This window comes from Asanoa sp. NPDC049573 (genome assembly GCF_040676615.1).
Classification (GTDB): domain Bacteria; phylum Actinomycetota; class Actinomycetes; order Mycobacteriales; family Micromonosporaceae; genus Asanoa.
In genome coordinates this window covers 136,617-152,590 of the sequence record NZ_JBFAPI010000001.1, presented here as the reverse complement: position 1 = coordinate 152,590, position 15,974 = coordinate 136,617, and the positions used below count along the sequence as shown (strand labels likewise).

General features: G+C 71.2%; 15 protein-coding genes. 7 read left to right on the top strand and 8 right to left on the bottom strand.

From position 1 onward, the window contains the following. Positions 1-10 precede the first annotated feature (10 nt). Positions 11-1,879 (bottom strand): translational GTPase TypA, encoded by a 1,869-nt coding sequence (gene typA / locus AB0J74_RS00650; protein ID WP_363442746.1) that lies wholly within the window; start codon positions 1,877-1,879, stop codon positions 11-13. A 181-nt stretch (positions 1,880-2,060) separates the two neighbouring features. Between typA and AB0J74_RS00645 the strand changes: the two genes are divergently transcribed. Continuing rightward, complete coding sequence (locus AB0J74_RS00645; RefSeq protein WP_363442743.1) at positions 2,061-3,431, top strand: VTT domain-containing protein; 1,371 nt, start codon at positions 2,061-2,063, stop codon at positions 3,429-3,431. A gap of 30 nt (positions 3,432-3,461) precedes the next feature. Continuing rightward, positions 3,462-4,316 carry a lytic transglycosylase domain-containing protein gene (locus tag AB0J74_RS00640; protein WP_363442740.1) on the top strand — a complete coding sequence of 285 codons (855 nt, stop codon included), beginning with the start codon at positions 3,462-3,464 and terminating at the stop codon, positions 4,314-4,316. Here the strand turns inward: AB0J74_RS00640 and AB0J74_RS00635 are convergent. Then, positions 4,306-4,974 (bottom strand): methyltransferase domain-containing protein, encoded by a 669-nt coding sequence (locus AB0J74_RS00635; RefSeq protein ID WP_363442737.1) that lies wholly within the window; start codon positions 4,972-4,974, stop codon positions 4,306-4,308. The two genes, AB0J74_RS00640 and AB0J74_RS00635, sit on opposite strands and share 11 nt — an antisense overlap. A gap of 72 nt (positions 4,975-5,046) precedes the next feature. Here AB0J74_RS00635 and AB0J74_RS00630 point away from each other — a divergent pair, with 72 nt between their 5' ends. Continuing rightward, positions 5,047-5,886 (top strand): serine hydrolase, encoded by an 840-nt coding sequence (locus AB0J74_RS00630; protein WP_363442734.1) that lies wholly within the window; start codon positions 5,047-5,049, stop codon positions 5,884-5,886. On the opposite strand, the gene AB0J74_RS00625 is transcribed toward AB0J74_RS00630, so the two are convergent. Continuing rightward, the gene (locus tag AB0J74_RS00625; protein WP_363442731.1) at positions 5,852-6,649 is read right to left on the bottom strand and encodes a tyrosine-protein phosphatase; all 798 of its coding nucleotides are present in this window, start codon (positions 6,647-6,649) and stop codon (positions 5,852-5,854) included. The genes AB0J74_RS00630 and AB0J74_RS00625 overlap by 35 nt on opposite strands. Before the next feature lie 46 nt (positions 6,650-6,695). On the opposite strand from AB0J74_RS00625, the gene AB0J74_RS00620 reads away from it, so the two are divergent. After that, on the top strand, positions 6,696-7,772 hold the full coding sequence (locus AB0J74_RS00620; RefSeq protein WP_363442728.1) for a dipeptide epimerase: 1,077 nt from the start codon (positions 6,696-6,698) through the stop codon (positions 7,770-7,772). Positions 7,773-7,955: 183 nt separating this feature from the next. Further along, positions 7,956-8,882, top strand: a complete 927-nt coding sequence (locus AB0J74_RS00615; RefSeq protein WP_363442725.1) for a C40 family peptidase — start codon at positions 7,956-7,958, stop codon at positions 8,880-8,882. 208 nt (positions 8,883-9,090) lie between these two features. Here the strand turns inward: AB0J74_RS00615 and AB0J74_RS00610 are convergent, their stop codons facing one another. Next, on the bottom strand, positions 9,091-10,095 hold the full coding sequence (locus tag AB0J74_RS00610; RefSeq protein ID WP_363443998.1) for a TerC family protein: 1,005 nt from the start codon (positions 10,093-10,095) through the stop codon (positions 9,091-9,093). Between the two features lie 341 nt (positions 10,096-10,436). Between AB0J74_RS00610 and AB0J74_RS00605 the strand changes: the two genes are divergently transcribed. Next, complete coding sequence (locus tag AB0J74_RS00605; protein WP_363442723.1) at positions 10,437-10,736, top strand: antibiotic biosynthesis monooxygenase family protein; 300 nt, start codon at positions 10,437-10,439, stop codon at positions 10,734-10,736. A 694-nt stretch (positions 10,737-11,430) separates the two neighbouring features. On the opposite strand, the gene AB0J74_RS00600 is transcribed toward AB0J74_RS00605, so the two are convergent. Further along, the gene (locus AB0J74_RS00600) at positions 11,431-11,934 is read right to left on the bottom strand and encodes a GNAT family N-acetyltransferase (RefSeq protein WP_363442720.1); all 504 of its coding nucleotides are present in this window, start codon (positions 11,932-11,934) and stop codon (positions 11,431-11,433) included. A gap of 81 nt (positions 11,935-12,015) precedes the next feature. Here AB0J74_RS00600 and AB0J74_RS00595 point away from each other — a divergent pair, with 81 nt between their 5' ends. Continuing rightward, positions 12,016-12,162 (top strand): hypothetical protein, encoded by a 147-nt coding sequence (locus AB0J74_RS00595; RefSeq protein WP_363442717.1) that lies wholly within the window; start codon positions 12,016-12,018, stop codon positions 12,160-12,162. Between the two features lie 10 nt (positions 12,163-12,172). On the opposite strand, the gene AB0J74_RS00590 is transcribed toward AB0J74_RS00595, so the two are convergent. The 3 genes from AB0J74_RS00590 to uvrB are packed head-to-tail and all read right to left on the bottom strand — an operon-like array spanning position 12,173 to position 15,953. Next, positions 12,173-13,000, bottom strand: a complete 828-nt coding sequence (locus AB0J74_RS00590) for an SDR family NAD(P)-dependent oxidoreductase (RefSeq protein WP_363442714.1) — start codon at positions 12,998-13,000, stop codon at positions 12,173-12,175. Beyond that, entirely contained in the window at positions 13,000-13,836 is an 837-nt protein-coding gene (locus tag AB0J74_RS00585; protein ID WP_363442711.1) for a helix-turn-helix domain-containing protein, read from the bottom strand. Before AB0J74_RS00585 ends, AB0J74_RS00590 begins: the two co-directional genes overlap by 1 nt. Then, positions 13,833-15,953, bottom strand: a complete 2,121-nt coding sequence (uvrB, locus tag AB0J74_RS00580) for an excinuclease ABC subunit UvrB (RefSeq protein WP_363442708.1) — start codon at positions 15,951-15,953, stop codon at positions 13,833-13,835. Before uvrB ends, AB0J74_RS00585 begins: the two co-directional genes overlap by 4 nt. Positions 15,954-15,974 lie beyond the last annotated feature (21 nt).

Genomic DNA, 15,974 nt, shown 5'->3' with positions numbered 1-15,974 from the left:
CAAGAGACGGTCAGCCGGCGTGCTTGCGGCGGGCGGCCGCGCGGCCGCGGGTGGTCTGGTCGAGGATGACCTTGCGGATGCGCACCGCGACCGGGGTGACCTCGACGCACTCGTCTTCGCGGCAGAACTCCAGCGCCTGCTCCAGCGAGAGCTTGCGCGGCGGGATGACCTTCTCGGTCTCGTCCGCCGTCGACGAGCGCATGTTGGTGAGCTTCTTCTCCTTGGTGATGTTGACGTCCATGTCGTCGGAGCGGGAGTTCTCGCCGACGATCATGCCCTCGTAGACCTCGGTGCCCGGCTCGACGAACAGCGACCCGCGCTCCTGCAGGTTGATCATCGCGAACCCGGTCACCGCGCCCGTGCGGTCGGCCACCAACGAACCGTTGGCGCGGGTACGCAGCTCCCCGAACCACGGCTCGTAGCTCTCGAACACGTGGTGCAGGATGCCGGTGCCCCGGGTGTCGGTCAGGAACTCGGTGCGGAAGCCGATCAGGCCGCGGGCCGGCACGAGCCACTCCATCCGGATCCAGCCGGTGCCGTGGTTGACCAGTTGCTCCATCCGACCCTTACGGGTCGCGAGCAGCTGGGTGATCGCGCCGAGGTATTCCTCCGGGGCGTCGATGGTCAACCGCTCGACCGGCTCGCAGATCTTGCCGTCGATCTCCCGGGTCACCACCTGGGGCTTGCCGACGGTCAGCTCGTACTGCTCGCGGCGCATCTGCTCGACCAGGATGGCCAGCGCCAGCTCGCCGCGGCCCTGCACCTCCCAGGCGTCGGGCCGGTCGGTGGGCAGCACCCGCAGCGACACGTTGCCGACCAGCTCGCGCTCGAGCCGGTCCTTGACCATCCGGGCGGTGACCTTGGCGCCCTTGACCCGGCCGACCAGCGGCGAGGTGTTGGTGCCGATGGTCATCGAGATCGCCGGCTCGTCGACGGTGATCAGCGGCAGCGGCCGCGGGTCGTCGGCGTCGGCCAGCGTCTCGCCGATCATGATCTCCGGGATGCCGGCGACCGCGATGATGTCGCCCGGTCCGGCCGACTCCGCCGGCTTGCGCTCCAGGCCCTCGGTCATCAGCAGTTCGGAGATGCGTACCCGCTCGGTGCTGCCGTCGGTCTTGCACCAGGTCACCGTCTGACCCTTGCGGATCTGGCCCTCCCGCACCCGGCAGAGCGCCAGGCGGCCGAGGAACGGCGAGGCGTCCAGGTTGGTCACGTGCGCCTGCAGCGGATGGCCTTCCTCGTAGGAGGGGGCCGGGATGGTGTCGAGCAGGGTGCGGAAGAGCGGTTCGAGAGAGTCGCTGTCGCCGGGTACGGAGCCGTCGGCCGGCTGGGTCAGCGAGGCGATGCCGTCGCGGGCGCACGCGTACACGATGGGGAAGTCGATCTGGGCGTCGTCGGCGTCGAGGTCGAGGAACAGCTCGTAGGTGTCGTCGACGACCTCTTTGATCCGCGCGTCCGGGCGGTCGACCTTGTTGATCACCAGGATGATCGGCAGCCGGGCCTTGAGCGCCTTGCGGAGCACGAACCGGGTCTGCGGCAGCGGGCCCTCACTCGCGTCGACCAGCAGCACCACGCCGTCGACCATGGTCAGGCCGCGCTCGACCTCGCCGCCGAAGTCGGCGTGGCCCGGGGTGTCGATGATGTTGATGACCACCGGTTCGCCGTCGGTCGGCGCGTACGTGATGGCGGTGTTCTTGGCGAGAATGGTGATGCCCTTCTCGCGCTCGAGATCCATCGAGTCCATCATGCGGTCGGTGGTGAGCTCGTTGCGGGCATGGAACTGGCCGCCCTGGCGCAGCATCGCGTCGACAAGAGTTGTCTTGCCGTGGTCGACGTGGGCCACGATGGCGACGTTGCGGAGATCGGAACGGGTCGGCATGTGTCCATCCTCCCGGTCGCGCCAACTCCGACCCCGTCGGGGTATCCCCGAGGTGGCCCGGATCTCTGCTTATTGCCTGTTTTCGAGCAGTCCCGCACTGGCATGCTGGTCCCGTGGGCCGGGGGACGCAATGGTCGATCTACTGACACGGCTGGCAGATCTGCCACCTGCCGTGATCTACGTGGTCGCATTCATCTTGATCGCGGGTGAAACCGCGGTGTTGCTGGGGCTGGTGTTTCCGGCCGAGGCGACGTTATTGCTGGTGGGGTTTCTCGCGTTCCGGGGGACGCTCAACCTGCCGTTGACAATCGGGTTGATGGTCGTCGCCGGGTTGCTCGGCGACTCGCTGGCGTTCCGCGCCGGTCGCCGCTACGGCGAGCGGCTGCGCGAGGGGCGCTGGGGTGGCCGGGTCGGCCCGGAACGCTGGGCCAAGGCCGAGGGCCTGCTGCACCGCCTCGGCGGCCGTGGCGTCTTCGTAGCCCGATTTGTTGCTTTCGCACGCACGCTCACCCCGCGCCTGGCCGGCGCCGCCGAGATGCCCTACCGCCGTTTCGCGGCCTGGAACGCACCCGGCGTGACCCTGTTCGTCGGCGCCTCGGTGCTGGTCGGCTACGCCGCCGGCGAGTCGTACGAGACGGTCTCCGAATACTTCGGCAAGGCCACCGGCGCCGTGCTGATCCTGGTCGCCACGATCATCGCGATCGTGCTGGTCGGCCGCTGGCTCGGCCGCAACCCCGACCCGTGGCGGGCACTGGTCGCCCGGGCCGGGGCGTTACCGCCGCTACGCTGGGTCAACCAACGCTTCGGAGTGCTGTTCTTCCTGCTCACCATGCGCGTCGGCCGCCGCTGGGCGCTGGTCGCCAACCTGGTCGCCGGTGTCGCCCTGCTGTTCGGCATCGGCTTCGGCCTGGCCTTCGTGATGAAGTGGGCGGTCGACCAGAGCGGGCTGAGCATCATCGACGACAACATCGCCGGCTGGTTCGCGCCCCGCCGCACCGACCACGTCGTCGACATCGCCCGCGACACCCTCGGCGTGCTGCGCGGCTCGCTGCTGATCCTGGTGGTCGCGCTGGTCGCCCTGCTGCTGGCCTGGCGGCACCGGTCCTGGCGGGGCGACCTGGTCACCCTGCTCAGCACCGGCTTCGCGTTCGTACCGCTGGTGGTGCTCGCGGTGATCTCCGACGTGACCCGGGGCGGCGACCTGACCCCGGCCAGCGCCTCGGTCTCCGGCCTGTTCCCGAGCCAGAACGCGGTGCTGACGGCCGGCTTCTGCACGTTGGCCTGGCTGCTCTCCCGGCGGCGGCACTGGCCGCTGCGGGTGGCGCTGTGGACGGTGGCGGCCGCGGCGCTGGTCAGCCTCAGCGGCGCCCGGCTCTACCTGGGCTGGAGCACAGCCAGCGAGACCGCGACGTCGGTGCTGCTCGGCGTGATGTGGACGCTCTTCTTCATGGTGGCCTGGGCCAGCCGCGACGACGGTGAGAGCGAGGAGCTGCCGGCCGTCGTCAGCGCACAGCCCGCGCAGAGCGGGACGGTCGGTAACCTGGCCGGCTGATAGCCTCGCTCCCGTTACGGGGGAGGTGCGATGGTCAGGTTCGGCCGTCATGTGGTCACGCTCTGCGCCGTCGGCGCGCTGTTGCTCGCGGGCGGGTGCGGCCGGTCCGCCGATGCCAGCACCGGCACGACCGCCAGCGGGGTCCAAGCCGGCGGCGACGTGGCCGAGTCGCCCGACGCGCCGGTGGAAGGGCCCGCCGCCGACGCTGGCTCGGTCGGCCTCGGAGCCGCGCCGACGAAGCCGCCGAGCACCACCAAGGCGCCGACACCCAGGAAGACCGTCAAGAAGAAGAGCCCGCCGCGGCACGCGACCACCGAGAAGCTGCCGCCCGCCCCGCCGAAGCCCGCCGCCGGTTGCACCAAGCCGCGCTACGTCGGCACGCAGGCGAGCCGGGCCGACGCCAAGGCCGCGTTGACCGACGCCGCGAGCCGCACCTACTGGCCGAGCAGCGCGCCGAGCCTGCGGGTGCCGCTCAACCTGGTCAAGGCCACCGCCTATCAGGAGAGTGGCTGGCAGTCCAACATCGTCGCCTGCGACGGCGGCGTCGGGCTGATGCAGGTCATGGCCGACACCGCGACATTCGTCAACCAGCGCTTCGACCAGAGCTACGACATCGACGAATACCGCGACAACGCCGCGCTCGGCGCCAACTACCTGGCCTGGCTGATCAAATACTTCGGCGACGTCTATTTCGAGGGCGACTATTCGGCCGACCCGGCCGACTGCGCCGACCACAGCGACCTGTGCCTGCTCAACGCCGTGATCGCGGCCTACAACTTCGGCCCGGGGGCGGTCGACACCGATGCGGGCCTGAAGATCCCCAACCCGCAATACGTCGACAACGTGCGGTCGCTGATGACCAACTGCGAGTGCCTCAACTGGTGACCGGTTTCCGGGCGCGGAAGGCGAACAGGTCGGCGATGCCGTTCGGCCCCGACTCGGCCACCCGCTCGATCCGCAGGCCGGCCCCGGTGACCGCGTTGAGCAGGTCGGCCAGCGGCACGTGCCACGCGCCGACCCGGGCCCGCACGCCGTGCGGCGCCCAGGCGTCGAACGTGTGCGATCGGTCGGCGTAGCGGGCGTCGATCGTGATCTTCTCGGCGTCGGAGCGGTCGGCGAACGCGCCCACGAAGCACGGGTGCACCCCGACGTGCACCAGCCGGCCGCCCGGGGCCAGCACCCGCGCCGCCTCGCGCAGGGCCGCGGCGTAGTCCGGCAGGTCGGTGTGCGCCAGCACGCAGGCCACCGCCGGGACGGCGCCGCCGGCCAGCGGCAACCCGGTCGCTTCGCCGGCGGCGACCGGCAACCGGCCGCGGGCCCAGCGAAGTTGGCCCTGAGACAGGTCGACGCCGACCGGCGTCCAGCCGAGGCCGCGGATCGTCGCGGCGTGCGCTCCCCCGCCGCAACACAGGTCGAGGCAGGTGCCCCGGCCGGGGCCGAGCAGGTCGGCCAGGTGCCCGCGGACCCGGTCCATGAAGACCGAGACATCCCGCGTGTACGTCTCGTACCAGTCGGCGTGCGCGTCATAGGCCGGGGCGGTCATCCCGGCACGCTAGCTCGTACGCCCGGGCGGGTGGGTCGGTGTTCGCGGACAGCGCACACTATCGTCGGCGCGATGGACAGCCTTGCCGACGTCGACCGCGCCCTGGCCGCCGCGCCCGGAGTCGCGTCCGCGTGGATCGGCCCGGTCGGCGGCCCGCCCGCCTACGCCCGGCTCGCCGCCGCGACCCACTACGCCGCCAGCACGATGAAGGTGGGCGTGCTGGTCGCGCTGCACCGCGCCGCCGCGGCCGGGCTGCTCGACCTCGACGCGCCGGTCACCGTCCACAACAGACACGAGTCGGCCGCGCCGGGTGCCGAGCCCTACGGCAACGACCCGGCCGAAGACAGCGACACGGCGACCTGGGCGCTGCTCGGCGGCACCAGCACCCTGCGGGCACTGGCCCGGCAGATGATCGTCCGCTCCGGCAACCTGGCGACGAACCTGTGCCTCGGCGCGGTCGGGCTGCCGGCCGCGCAGGAGGTCTGGCGGCTGGCCGGCGCGACGCACAGCGTCACCGCGCGCGGCATCGAAGACGACGCGGCCCGGGTCGCCGGCGTCTCCAACCTGGTCACGGCGGGCGACCTGGCCGCGCTGTTCGGCGCCGTCGTGGCCGGCGACGTCGTCCCGGCCGGTGCCCGCGCCGAGGTGCTGGCGTTGCTGGAGGCCAACGAACACCGCGACGACCTGGTCGCCGGGCTGCCCGCCGGCACCCGGGTGGCACACAAGAACGGCTGGATCACCGGGGTACGGCACGGCGCCGGCGTCGTGTTCCCGGAAGACGCACCGCCGTACACCGTGGTGGTCTGCACCTCGACCGCACTGCCCGACGAGGCCGCGTGCGCGCTCGTCGCGGGCGTGTCCGCGGCGGCCTGGGCCGTCAGGGCTCGAGCAGGCGCTCCCGGAGCCCGCTGACCATGTCGGCGTCCATGCCGAGGGCATCGCGCAGATAGCCGTCCATGTCGCCGTGCCGCCTGGTGACCTCGTCGTAGGCCGCGTCGAGGTAGGAACCGCGGGCCTCCAGCACCGGCCGGACCGCATCGAGGTCCAGTCCCGGCCGGCGGACCAGCATCGCGCCCAGGATCGACTCGTTGACGCCGTCGGCCAGGTCGTTGGTGCGCAGGTAGTCGGCGCGGATCGCGTCGGCGTCGACGCCGAGCGCGGTCAACAGGATCACCGAGAGCCAACCGGTGCGGTCCTTGCCGGCGCTGCAGTGGTAGAGCAGCGGCAGGTTGCCCGGCTCGGCCACCTCGCGGACCGCGCGGGTGAACGCCTCGGCCGCCACCGGGCTCGCGACGAACCAGCGGTAGATCGCCTCCATCGCGCCCGTGGTGCCCTCCCGGGCCAGCGCCTCGTAGGCACCGAGGTCGTGCCCGAGCATCACGGCCGAGACGTAGGTGAAGACGGGGTGCGCCGGGTCGTGTACCGGGATGTGCACCACCCTCGGCTCGCCGACCAACCGGTCCGGCGGTGCGACCTCGATCTCCGACGCGGCCCGGAGGTCGACCACGCAGGCGAGGCCGAGCTTGCCCAACGTCGGCAGGTCGTCGTCGACCAACCGGCCCAGGCCGCTGGCCCGGATCAGGGCACCGGCCCGCACCGGGCGCCCGCCTGCCCCCACGAGCCCGCCCAGGTCACGGGCGTTGGGTGCACCCGTGAGCGACCACTCCGCCGTCATACTCAGCCTCCCGACGCACACAGCTTCTCCGGATAGGGTGCCGCACGTGACGATCGAGGATGTCAAGACCCACCGGGTACGCGCGCCGCTGCACACGCCGTTCGTGACGGCCCTGCGCCGGGCCACGTCGGTGGAGACGCTGATCGTCGAGATCGTCGACAGTGACGGCCGCTCCGGGTTCGGCGAGGCGCCGCAGGTCTGGCAGGTCACCGGGGCGTCGCTGGCCGGCTCGGAGGCGTGCGTCACCTCGATGCTGCGGCCGCTGCTGGTCGGGCGCGACCCGGACGACCTCGTGGCCCTGTGCCGGGCCACCGCCGGTGCCGTCGCGGGCAACGAGACGGCCAAGGCGGCGGTCGACGTCGCGCTGCACGACCTGTCGGCGCGGCGGTTGGGCGTACCCCTGGCGCGGTTGCTCGGCGGCAGCGCCCGGCGGGTGCCCACCGACGTGACGCTGACCGCGGCCGACGAGATCGGCGTCGCCGGCGCGGCGCGGGCCCGGGTGGCCGAGGGCTTCACCGTGCTCAAGGTCAAGGTCGGCGCCGACCCGTCGACCGATCTGGCCCGGATCCGCGACGTGCGCGCCGCCGCCGGCGTCGCGACGCGCATCCGGCTCGACGCCAACCAGGGCTGGACCGCGAAGGAGGCGGTACGGATCATCCGCGCCGCCCAGGACGCCGGTGCCGACCTGGAGTTGGTCGAGCAGCCGGTGGACCATCGCGACATCGAGGGCCTGCGCTGGGTCACCGACCGGGTCGACGTGCCGATCCTGGCCGACGAGTCCGTGTATGGCGTTCGCGACCTGGTCAGCGTGATCCGCAGCCGGGCGGCCGACATGGTCAACGTGAAGCTGGCCAAGTGCGGCGGGCTCGCTCCCGCGCGCACGCTGCTGGCGCTGGCCGAGGCTCACGACATGGGCACGATCGTCGGCACGATGATGGAGAGCCCGGTCGGCGTCGGTGCCGCGGCCAGCCTGGTGGCCGCCTGCGGTACGACCGCGGTGCCGGACCTCGACGCGGCCTGGTGGCTGGCGTCCTCACCGGTGGTCGGGGGCCTGACCTACGACGCCGCGTCGGTGGTGCTGCCGGACTCGCCGGGGCTCGGTCTGACCCTTTCCGCGTCCTGACGCTTCCTTTGGTCGGTCAATGGGGCATGTGGCCGAGGATCCGGACGGTCGGCCCGTCGGGGTCGGCCGAGCGGTCAGAATGAAGGAGAGTTCCAGCGGGCGATTGAGCACCGGCGAAGATTTTCGTAGCCTGACTGGAGGGGTGGGTACCCCGTCGGCGGTGCGGACGGGGGGCGGGCGACGATGCGACCTGACAGGCAACGGGCGGTGCGGGCGGGCAGCGACGCGATGGTGCGAGTGGCCGTCGCGACTCTGTGGTCCACACCCGACGCGGTCCGTCCGATCGACAGCCGCGCGCTCGGGCGCACCGCCGACATCCCCTCCTGGGTGGCGTCGATGTCGGCCGAGCAGCAGGTCGGCGAGGGCGTGCTGAGCCAGTTGCTGCTGGGCGAGCGGGTCCGGGTCGACGAGGTCCGTGACGACGGTTGGGCCCGGGTCGTGGCGCTGCAGCAGCCCGGCGTCCGTGACGTCCGTGGTTACCCGGGGTGGATCCCGGGTGCGCAGCTCGCTCCCGTCGCGGCCCAGGTCGCGGCCGACGGCACCACCCTTGTCGTCGACGCGACCTCGACCGACCTGCGGGAGTCCCCGGGTGGGCCGGTGGCGCTGGCCAACGTGGTGCTCGGCACCCGGCTGGCCTCTTCCGGGCCGTCGGTCGACGGCTGGCTGCCGGTGCGCTCCCTCGACGGCGACGAGCCGCGTTGGGTCCGCGCTTCCGACGTGGTGACCTTGGCCGGTGACGGTGGAGCCGCGGCCGCCGCGCTCGACGTGGCGTCACGGTTGCGGGGCGTGCCCTACGTCTGGGGCGGGCTGTCCGCGTACGGCATCGACTGTTCCGGTCTGGTCCATCTGTCCTGGCGCCGGTTCGGCGTGACCCTCCCCCGCGACGCCGCCGACCAGGCCGAGGCGACGCGGCCGGTGCCGCTCGGCTCGGAACGCGCCGGTGACCTCTATTTCTTCGCCCGTCCCGGGCGTCGCATCCACCACGTCGGCATCGTGACCGGGGAGCCCGGGCGGATGCTGCACGCCTGCTACACCCAGCGGCGCGTGGTGGAGGAGCCGCTGTCGCAGGCGCGGGCGGCGACGCTGGTGGCGGCGCACCGGGTCGCCTGAACCGCGCCCCGCCGGGAATGCCCGGCGGGAGCCCGTGGTTGAGCTAGATGTCGGTGTGTTCAGTGTCCCCGGGCCTCACCTAAATTGCCCTCGCGGAATACCGTTCGGCTGGAGCCGCGTCGTGCCACTCGCCGAGAGGCGACCTGCACATCGACACGAAACGCCGCCCCGGCGATCGCCGGGGCGGCGTCTTCGTCTTTCCGGAGCGCTAGCCGACGCTGGTCAGCTCGCGCTCCTTGCGTTTGTCGCTGGCCGATTTGGCCAGGCTGGCCACGGTCGCGATGAGCAGGGTTCCGAGGATCACCGACAACGACAGCCAGATCGGGATGTGCGGTGCCCAGCTGATGTGCTCGCCGCCGTTGAGGAACGGCAGGTTGTTGTCGGCCAGGGCCTCCAGGACCAGCTTCACGCCGATGAACGCCAGCACGACGGCCAGGCCGATGTTGAGGTAGACCAGCCGGTCGAGCAGGCCGCCGAGCAGGAAGTAGAGCTGGCGCAGGCCCATCAGCGCGAACACGTTGGCGGTGAAGACCAGATAGGGCTCCTTGGTCACGCCGAAGATGGCCGGGATCGAGTCGAGCGCGAAGATCAGGTCGGTGGTGCCGATCGCGATCATCACGACGAGCATCGGGGTGAACAGGCGCTTGCCCATGCCGTCCCGGGTGGTGATCTTCGCGCCGTCGAAGTCTCGGGAGAACGGCACGGCCCGGCGTACCCACCGGATCACGATGTTCTCCTTGAACTCCTCCTCGCTCGGCTCACCCTGCCGCGCGAAGTTGATCGCCGTGTAGACCAGGAACGCGCCGAAGATGTAGAAGACCCAGGAGAACTGGCTGATCAGTGCCGACCCGGCCGCGATGAAGGCGCCACGCATCACCAGCGCCAGGATGATGCCGACGAGCAGCACCTCCTGTTGCAGATGCCGCGGCACCATGAACCGGGTCATGATGATCACGAAGACGAAGAGGTTGTCGACGGACAGGCTGTATTCGGTCAGCCAGCCGGCATAGAACTCGCCGGCGAACACGCCGCCCGAGGTGAGCCACAGTCCGAGCCCGAACAGCAGGGCGAGCCCCACGTAGATCGAAACCCAGATGGTCGACTCTTTGATGCTCGGCTCGTGTGGGCGCCGACCGATGATGAACAGGTCGGCCAGCAGCACCGCGACCATGACGATCAGGGTGATGGCCCAGACGAGCGGGGACACGTGCAACGCGGGCGCGTTCAAATAGACCTCCGGCAGGCACACGACAATCGCCGTCAGGCGACGTGCAGGGTGGTGACTGTCGGGAGGTCTCTTCCACCACCGGGGCCCGTGGGCCCGGTGACCAGCGTTGCCGGGTCGACGCCCAGCTGACGCTGGACGACTGCCGTGTTGACGACAACACCGCGGGGGAATACTCCCCTCCTCTGCGCACCATTGTCACCCATCACCTGCCGATTTGACACATCGACCAGTTCAGCCCGCCCGTGATCCCGCACATCAGGACACACCCCGTCCGGCGTCCTAGGACGTTTCGGCCTCCTCCAGGCGATCATGGGAAGCTTCCTCGCATGGTCCTAGAGGTCGCTCTGATCGACATCCGCCCCGGCGAGGAGGAGGCGTTCACCGCCGCCTACCAGAAGGCACACACACTGGTCAGGGGTACGCCCGGCTTCCGCTCCATCCGCATGACCCGCGGCATCGAGTCACCGTCGAGGTTCGTGCTCCTGGTCGAGTGGGATTCGGTCGAAGCGCATCTCGACAACTTCCGTGCCTCCGACCGCTTCACCCAGTGGCGCGGACACATCGGCCCATACTTCGCCTCTCCCCCGGTCGTCGAACACTTCACCGACATCCCGACCGACGCCTGACTCCGACCGCGACGGGTCACATAGGGCGGTCCCGGATGCGTGGCCGCTCTGCATAGCGGCATCCCGAGCGACCTGCCGGACGCCGACCGGTCCCTTCGCGAGCCCCGGCACACCACGCTCGCCGTAGCGGCGTCCCCGAATGACCCGCCGGTACTCGCCAGTCATTCGCGAGCCCCGGCACACCACGCTCGCCGTAGCGGCGTCCCGAATGACCCGCCGGTACTCGCCAGTCATTCGGGAGCCCAGACACCACGCTGGCCCCGGCCACATCCCGAGCGACCAGCCGGGCGCCGGCCTGTCCTTCGCGGGAGCCCAGACACCGCGCTCGCCGCCAGGAGCCTGAGACCGACGCGGCGCTGGCGGTCTGCCGCGGGACGCACGGCGACGCCGCCGCGGATCGCATTCCCGGATGCTTTGGTTTAGGGCGGCGGCGGTTTGGTTGGCCGCACTGACGTCGGGCGGCGGTCTGGCTTCTCGCGGGCCACATGTTTTGGCATGTGCGTACATGCCAAAACATGTGCGCCCCAAAAGACCTACCCGCCGCTGCCGCGACACGCCGGTTGCAGCTTCGCGCGCCTTTCCGTTCGGGCAGGGTGCTGCCAGCCCAGGCCGCGATATGCCGGCGGTTCATCGACGGACCGAGGCGCCGATCACCAATCGCCGACGCCGCGGTCGTCCCGGCGGCGGGCTCGGCTCAGCGAGCGGGAGCGGCCACGCCCATGAGGGTGCGAACGTGGCGCAGGCACGGCTTGCCCATGAATTGGAGCTCGCCGGCCGGGATGAAGTCGTTGCGGCGGAGCACCGTCAACGAGCCGGTGTTCGTCAGGGCGGCGATCGCGACCAGGCGCTGGAGTCCGTAGGTGTCGCGGGCCAGGTCGCAGATCTGGGCGACCGCGGCGGTCGCTACGCCTCGGCCTGCCACGCGCTCGGCCACGCGGAAGCCGAGTTCGGCCGTGCCGTCGGCGATGTTGACCAGGTTGAAGCGGCCCAAGACGGTGCCGTCGTCGTCGATCAGGACGTGGAGGTGGTGTTCGCCCGCCGCCTGTTCGGCGAGCAGCGCCGCGTGGCGGGCGGCGAACTCGGCGAAGTAGTCATCGCCGCGGTCGGAGATGAAGCGTGTGAAGTAGGCCCGGTTTTCGCGCTCGAAGCGCAGCAGGGCGGGCTCGTGGCCCGCGTCGAGGCGCGCAAGCTCAGGCATCGCGCCATCGTAAGGGCGAACGGCGGTCGCGGAAATGTGATTATGTCTCCGGCGTCACGGAACGGGTGGCGCTGGTGACCGGTGTCAGCAGGCGGATCGGCGTCGGCGCGGCGGTGGCGCGGCGGCTGGCGGTGGGGCACCCCCGACGACGCCGCCCGCCTGGTCGGCTGGCTGTGCTCGGCCGACGGCGGCTGGGTCACCGAAGGTGGTTTCAACCGCTACGGCTGAGCCGTCAGCGTCAGGGCTCGTCGATCGCGGTGTCGCGGCCGACGGCGGCCCACTTCGCCAGCTCCGCCGTGTGGTCGGCCAGGGTGGCGCCGATCGACGCGACGGCGTCGGCGCCGAGGACGAGGCGCTTCGGTGGGTCGGGTGAGTCGAGGGCGGCCAGGATGGCGCGGGCCGCCTTGGCCGGGTCGCCGGGCTGGGTGCCGTGGGTGCCGAGGTATTCGCGGGTCGGGCCGACAGTGGCGGCGTAGGCCGGGTGTGGCTCGGAGACGTAGGCGGCGTCGGGGCCGAACAGGCCCGTGCGGAAGGAGCCCGGCTCGACGATCAGGAACCGCACGCCGAAGTCGACCTCCTGCCGGAGCGCCTCGGTCAGGCCTTCCAGCGCGAACTTGGTCGCCGAATAGGCGCCGAAGCCCGGGCCGCTGTATTGCCCGCCCGTGCTCGACATCTGCACCACCGCGCCGCCGCCGGAACGGCGCATGTGTGGGAGGACCGCCCGGGTCAGCGCCGCCGGGCCGAAGAAGTGCAGGTCGAACAGGTAGCGCAGCTCGTCGTCGGTGGTCTCCTCGAGCGCGCCGACCTGGGTGCGCCCCGCGTTGTTGACCAGCACGTCGATCCGGCCGAACCGGTCGGCGACCTCGTCGACGACCGCCGCGCAGCGGTCGGTGTCGGTGACGTCGAGGGCGATCGCGTGCACCTGGCCCGGGTGGGCCGCCGCGAGCTCGTCGAGCCGGTCGGCCCTGCGGGCGGCGCCGACCACGGTGTCGCCCCGGGCCACCACCGCCTCGGCGATCGCCCGACCGAACCCTGACGTCGCGCCCGTCACCAACCAGACAGCCATCAGCTCCCCCCATCAACTGAAGCGGTCAGGGCCGGCCCACCCGCGTGGACCCGCGCCGGCGTCGCGCCCGCGAAGGCCCGGAAGTCGCGGATGAGGTGGGCCTGGTCGTAGTAGCCCGTGTCGGCCGCGACCGCCGCCCACCCGGCGGACGGGGCGCGGGAAGCCTGGGCGTAGGCCCGCTCGAAGCGGACCAGCCGGGCCAGCACCTTGGGCGGCAACCCCAGCTCGCGGCGGAAGACCGTGCCCAGGTGGCGGCGGCTCCAGTCGGCGGCCGCGGCCAGCGTGTCGACCGGGACCGCACCGCCGGTGGCGCGCAGGTGCCGCCAGGCCCCCGCCAGCCGCGGGTCGGGCGGCGGGGTCGACGAGAGCCGGGCGTCGAAGACCTGGTCGAGCAGCGCGAACCGCTCGGACCACCCGGTCGCGGCGCCCAGCCGGGCCGGCAGGGCACGAAGGTCACGCAACGCGGCGCCCTCGAGGTCGGCCAGCGAGACCACCTGGTTGGCCACCTCACCGAACGGGCGCCCGAGGATGCGGCCGGCGACCAGCGGGTCGAGCATCACCTGCACGCCCCGGGCCTCGCCGGGCGCGGTGAGCGTGTCGACGTAGGAGTCGGCCACGCCCGTGGCGAACGACGCGACCGAGGTCGCGCCTCCGGACCGACCGCGCGGATCGCGGACGTCGAGCGGCACACCCCAGCCGATCACCAGGACGCAGCGGGAGACCGCCGTCTCGCGACGGGCGAGCGGCGCCGCGGCCCGCTCGGCGTAGCCGACGTAGGGGCCGACGGCCCGCCGGAGCGCCTCGGTTGCCGGCGCTCCGACGGTGTAGGCGGTCATTTGACCCCGGCCACGTCCATGCCCCGCAGTTCCTTCTTGAGCTCGTGGACCTCGTCGCGGATCCGGGCCGCCAGCTCGAACTGCAGCTCACGGGCCGCGGCCAGCATCTGGTCGTTGAGGTCCTGGATGAGCCGGGCCAGGTCGTGCCGGGCCATGCCCTCGCGGGACGGGCGCGCGGCCGCGGCCTTGCCCTTGGACCGGGTCTCCGGGACCGGGCCCTTGCCCCGGGACATCTGCCGGCCGCCACCGCCGACGATCGCCGGGCCGAGGGCGCCCTCGGTGTCTTCGGCCTCGCGGTAGATGTCGTCGAGGATGTCGTGGATCTTCTTGCGGAGCGGCTCGGGCGAGATGCCGTTGGCCAAGTTGTGCGCGACCTGCTTGGCTCGCCGGCGGTTGGTCTCGTCGATCGCCTCGGCCATCGACGGGGTCATCTTGTCGGCATACATATGGACCTGGCCGGACACGTTTCGCGCGGCCCGGCCGATGGTCTGCACCAGCGACCGGCCGCTGCGCAGGAAGCCCTCCTTGTCGGCGTCGAGGATCGACACCAGCGACACCTCGGGCAGGTCGAGACCCTCGCGCAGCAGGTTGATGCCGACCAGCACGTCGTAGTCGCCCTTGCGCAGCTCGCGCAGCAGCTCGACCCGGCGCAGCGTGTCGACCTCGGAGTGCAGGTAGCGCACCCGGATGCCGTGCTCCAGCAGGTAGTCGGTCAGGTCTTCGGCCATCTTCTTGGTCAGCGTGGTGACCAGCACCCGCTCGTCGCGCTCGGACCGCACCTTGATCTCGTGCATCAGGTCGTCGATCTGGCCCTTGGTCGGCTTGACCACGACCTCGGGGTCGATCAGGCCGGTGGGCCGGATGACCTGCTCGACGAACTCGCCGCCGGCCTCGCGCATCTCCCACGGGCCCGGCGTCGCGGACAGGAAGACCATCTGGCCGACCCGCTCCAGCACCTCGTCGAACCGCAACGGCCGGTTGTCGGCCGCACTCGGCAGCCGGAAGCCGTGCTCGATCAGCAGCCGCTTGCGGGACGCGTCGCCTTCGTACATCGCGCCGATCTGCGGCACCGTCACGTGTGACTCGTCGATGACGGTGACGAAGTCGTCGGGGAAGTAGTCGAGGAGGCAGAACGGCGGGTCGCCGTAGTTGCGCCCGTCGATGTGCATCGAGTAGTTCTCGATGCCGTTGCAGAAGCCGACCTGCCGCATCATCTCGATGTCGTAGGTGGTGCGCATCCGCAGCCGCTGCGCCTCGAGCAGCTTGTTCTGCCCCTCGAGCTCGGCCAGCCGCTCGGCCAGCTCGCTCTCGATCCGGCCGATCGCCCGCTCCATCCGCTCGGCGCCGGCCGCGTAGTGCGACGCCGGGAAGATCATCAGCTCGTCGACCTCGCGGATCACGTCGCCGGTGAGCGGGTGCAGGTAGTAGAGGTTTTCGATCGTGTCGCCCCACAGCTCGACCCGGACGGCGAGCTCCTCGTAGGCCGGGATGATCTCGAGCGTGTCGCCGCGGACCCGGAACGTGCCGCGGGTGAACGACATGTCGTTGCGGGTGTATTGGATGTCGACCAGGCGGCGCAGCACCTTGTCGCGGTCGATCTCGGCGCCGCGCTTGAGGCGGACCGACTGGTCGAGGTATTCCTGCGGTGTGCCCAGGCCGTAGATCGCCGAGACGGTCGCGACCACCACCACGTCGCGCCTGGTCAGCAGCGACATGGTCGCCGAGTGGCGGAGCCGCTCGACCTCTTCGTTGATCGACGAGTCCTTCTCGATGTAGGTGTCGGTCTGCGGGATGTAGGCCTCGGGCTGGTAGTAGTCGTAGTAGGAGACGAAGTATTCGACGGCGTTATTGGGCAGCAGCTCGCGGAACTCCTTGGCGAGCTGGGCACACAAGGTCTTGTTGGGTGCGAGCACGAGAGCCGGCCGCTGCAGGCGCTCGATCAGCCAGGCCGTCGTCGCGCTCTTGCCGGTGCCGGTCGCGCCGAGCAGGACCGAATGCCGGTCGCCCTGACGCACCCGGCGCTCAAGCCCGTCGATGGCAGCCGGCTGGTCGCCGGCCGGCTTGTAATCGCTGACGACCTCGAACCGGCCGTCGGTGCGGGGGATGTCCAGCGTCATGCCAATAAAACTACGTCGGGG

Bases quoted from the DNA above. Each gene is read 5' to 3' on its own strand.
- typA (WP_363442746.1), bottom strand. From the start codon at position 1,879: ATGCCGACCCGTTCCGATCTCCGCAACGTCGCCATCGTGGCCCACGTC.
- AB0J74_RS00640 (WP_363442740.1), top strand. From the start codon at position 3,462: ATGGTCAGGTTCGGCCGTCATGTGGTCACGCTCTGCGCCGTCGGCGCG.
- AB0J74_RS00635 (WP_363442737.1), bottom strand. From the start codon at position 4,974: ATGACCGCCCCGGCCTATGACGCGCACGCCGACTGGTACGAGACGTAC.
- AB0J74_RS00630 (WP_363442734.1), top strand. From the start codon at position 5,047: ATGGACAGCCTTGCCGACGTCGACCGCGCCCTGGCCGCCGCGCCCGGA.
- AB0J74_RS00625 (WP_363442731.1), bottom strand. From the start codon at position 6,649: ATGACGGCGGAGTGGTCGCTCACGGGTGCACCCAACGCCCGTGACCTG.
- AB0J74_RS00615 (WP_363442725.1), top strand. From the start codon at position 7,956: ATGCGACCTGACAGGCAACGGGCGGTGCGGGCGGGCAGCGACGCGATG.
- AB0J74_RS00605 (WP_363442723.1), top strand. From the start codon at position 10,437: ATGGTCCTAGAGGTCGCTCTGATCGACATCCGCCCCGGCGAGGAGGAG.
- AB0J74_RS00600 (WP_363442720.1), bottom strand. From the start codon at position 11,934: ATGCCTGAGCTTGCGCGCCTCGACGCGGGCCACGAGCCCGCCCTGCTG.
- AB0J74_RS00590 (WP_363442714.1), bottom strand. From the start codon at position 13,000: ATGGCTGTCTGGTTGGTGACGGGCGCGACGTCAGGGTTCGGTCGGGCG.
- AB0J74_RS00585 (WP_363442711.1), bottom strand. From the start codon at position 13,836: ATGACCGCCTACACCGTCGGAGCGCCGGCAACCGAGGCGCTCCGGCGG.
- uvrB (WP_363442708.1), bottom strand. From the start codon at position 15,953: ATGACGCTGGACATCCCCCGCACCGACGGCCGGTTCGAGGTCGTCAGC.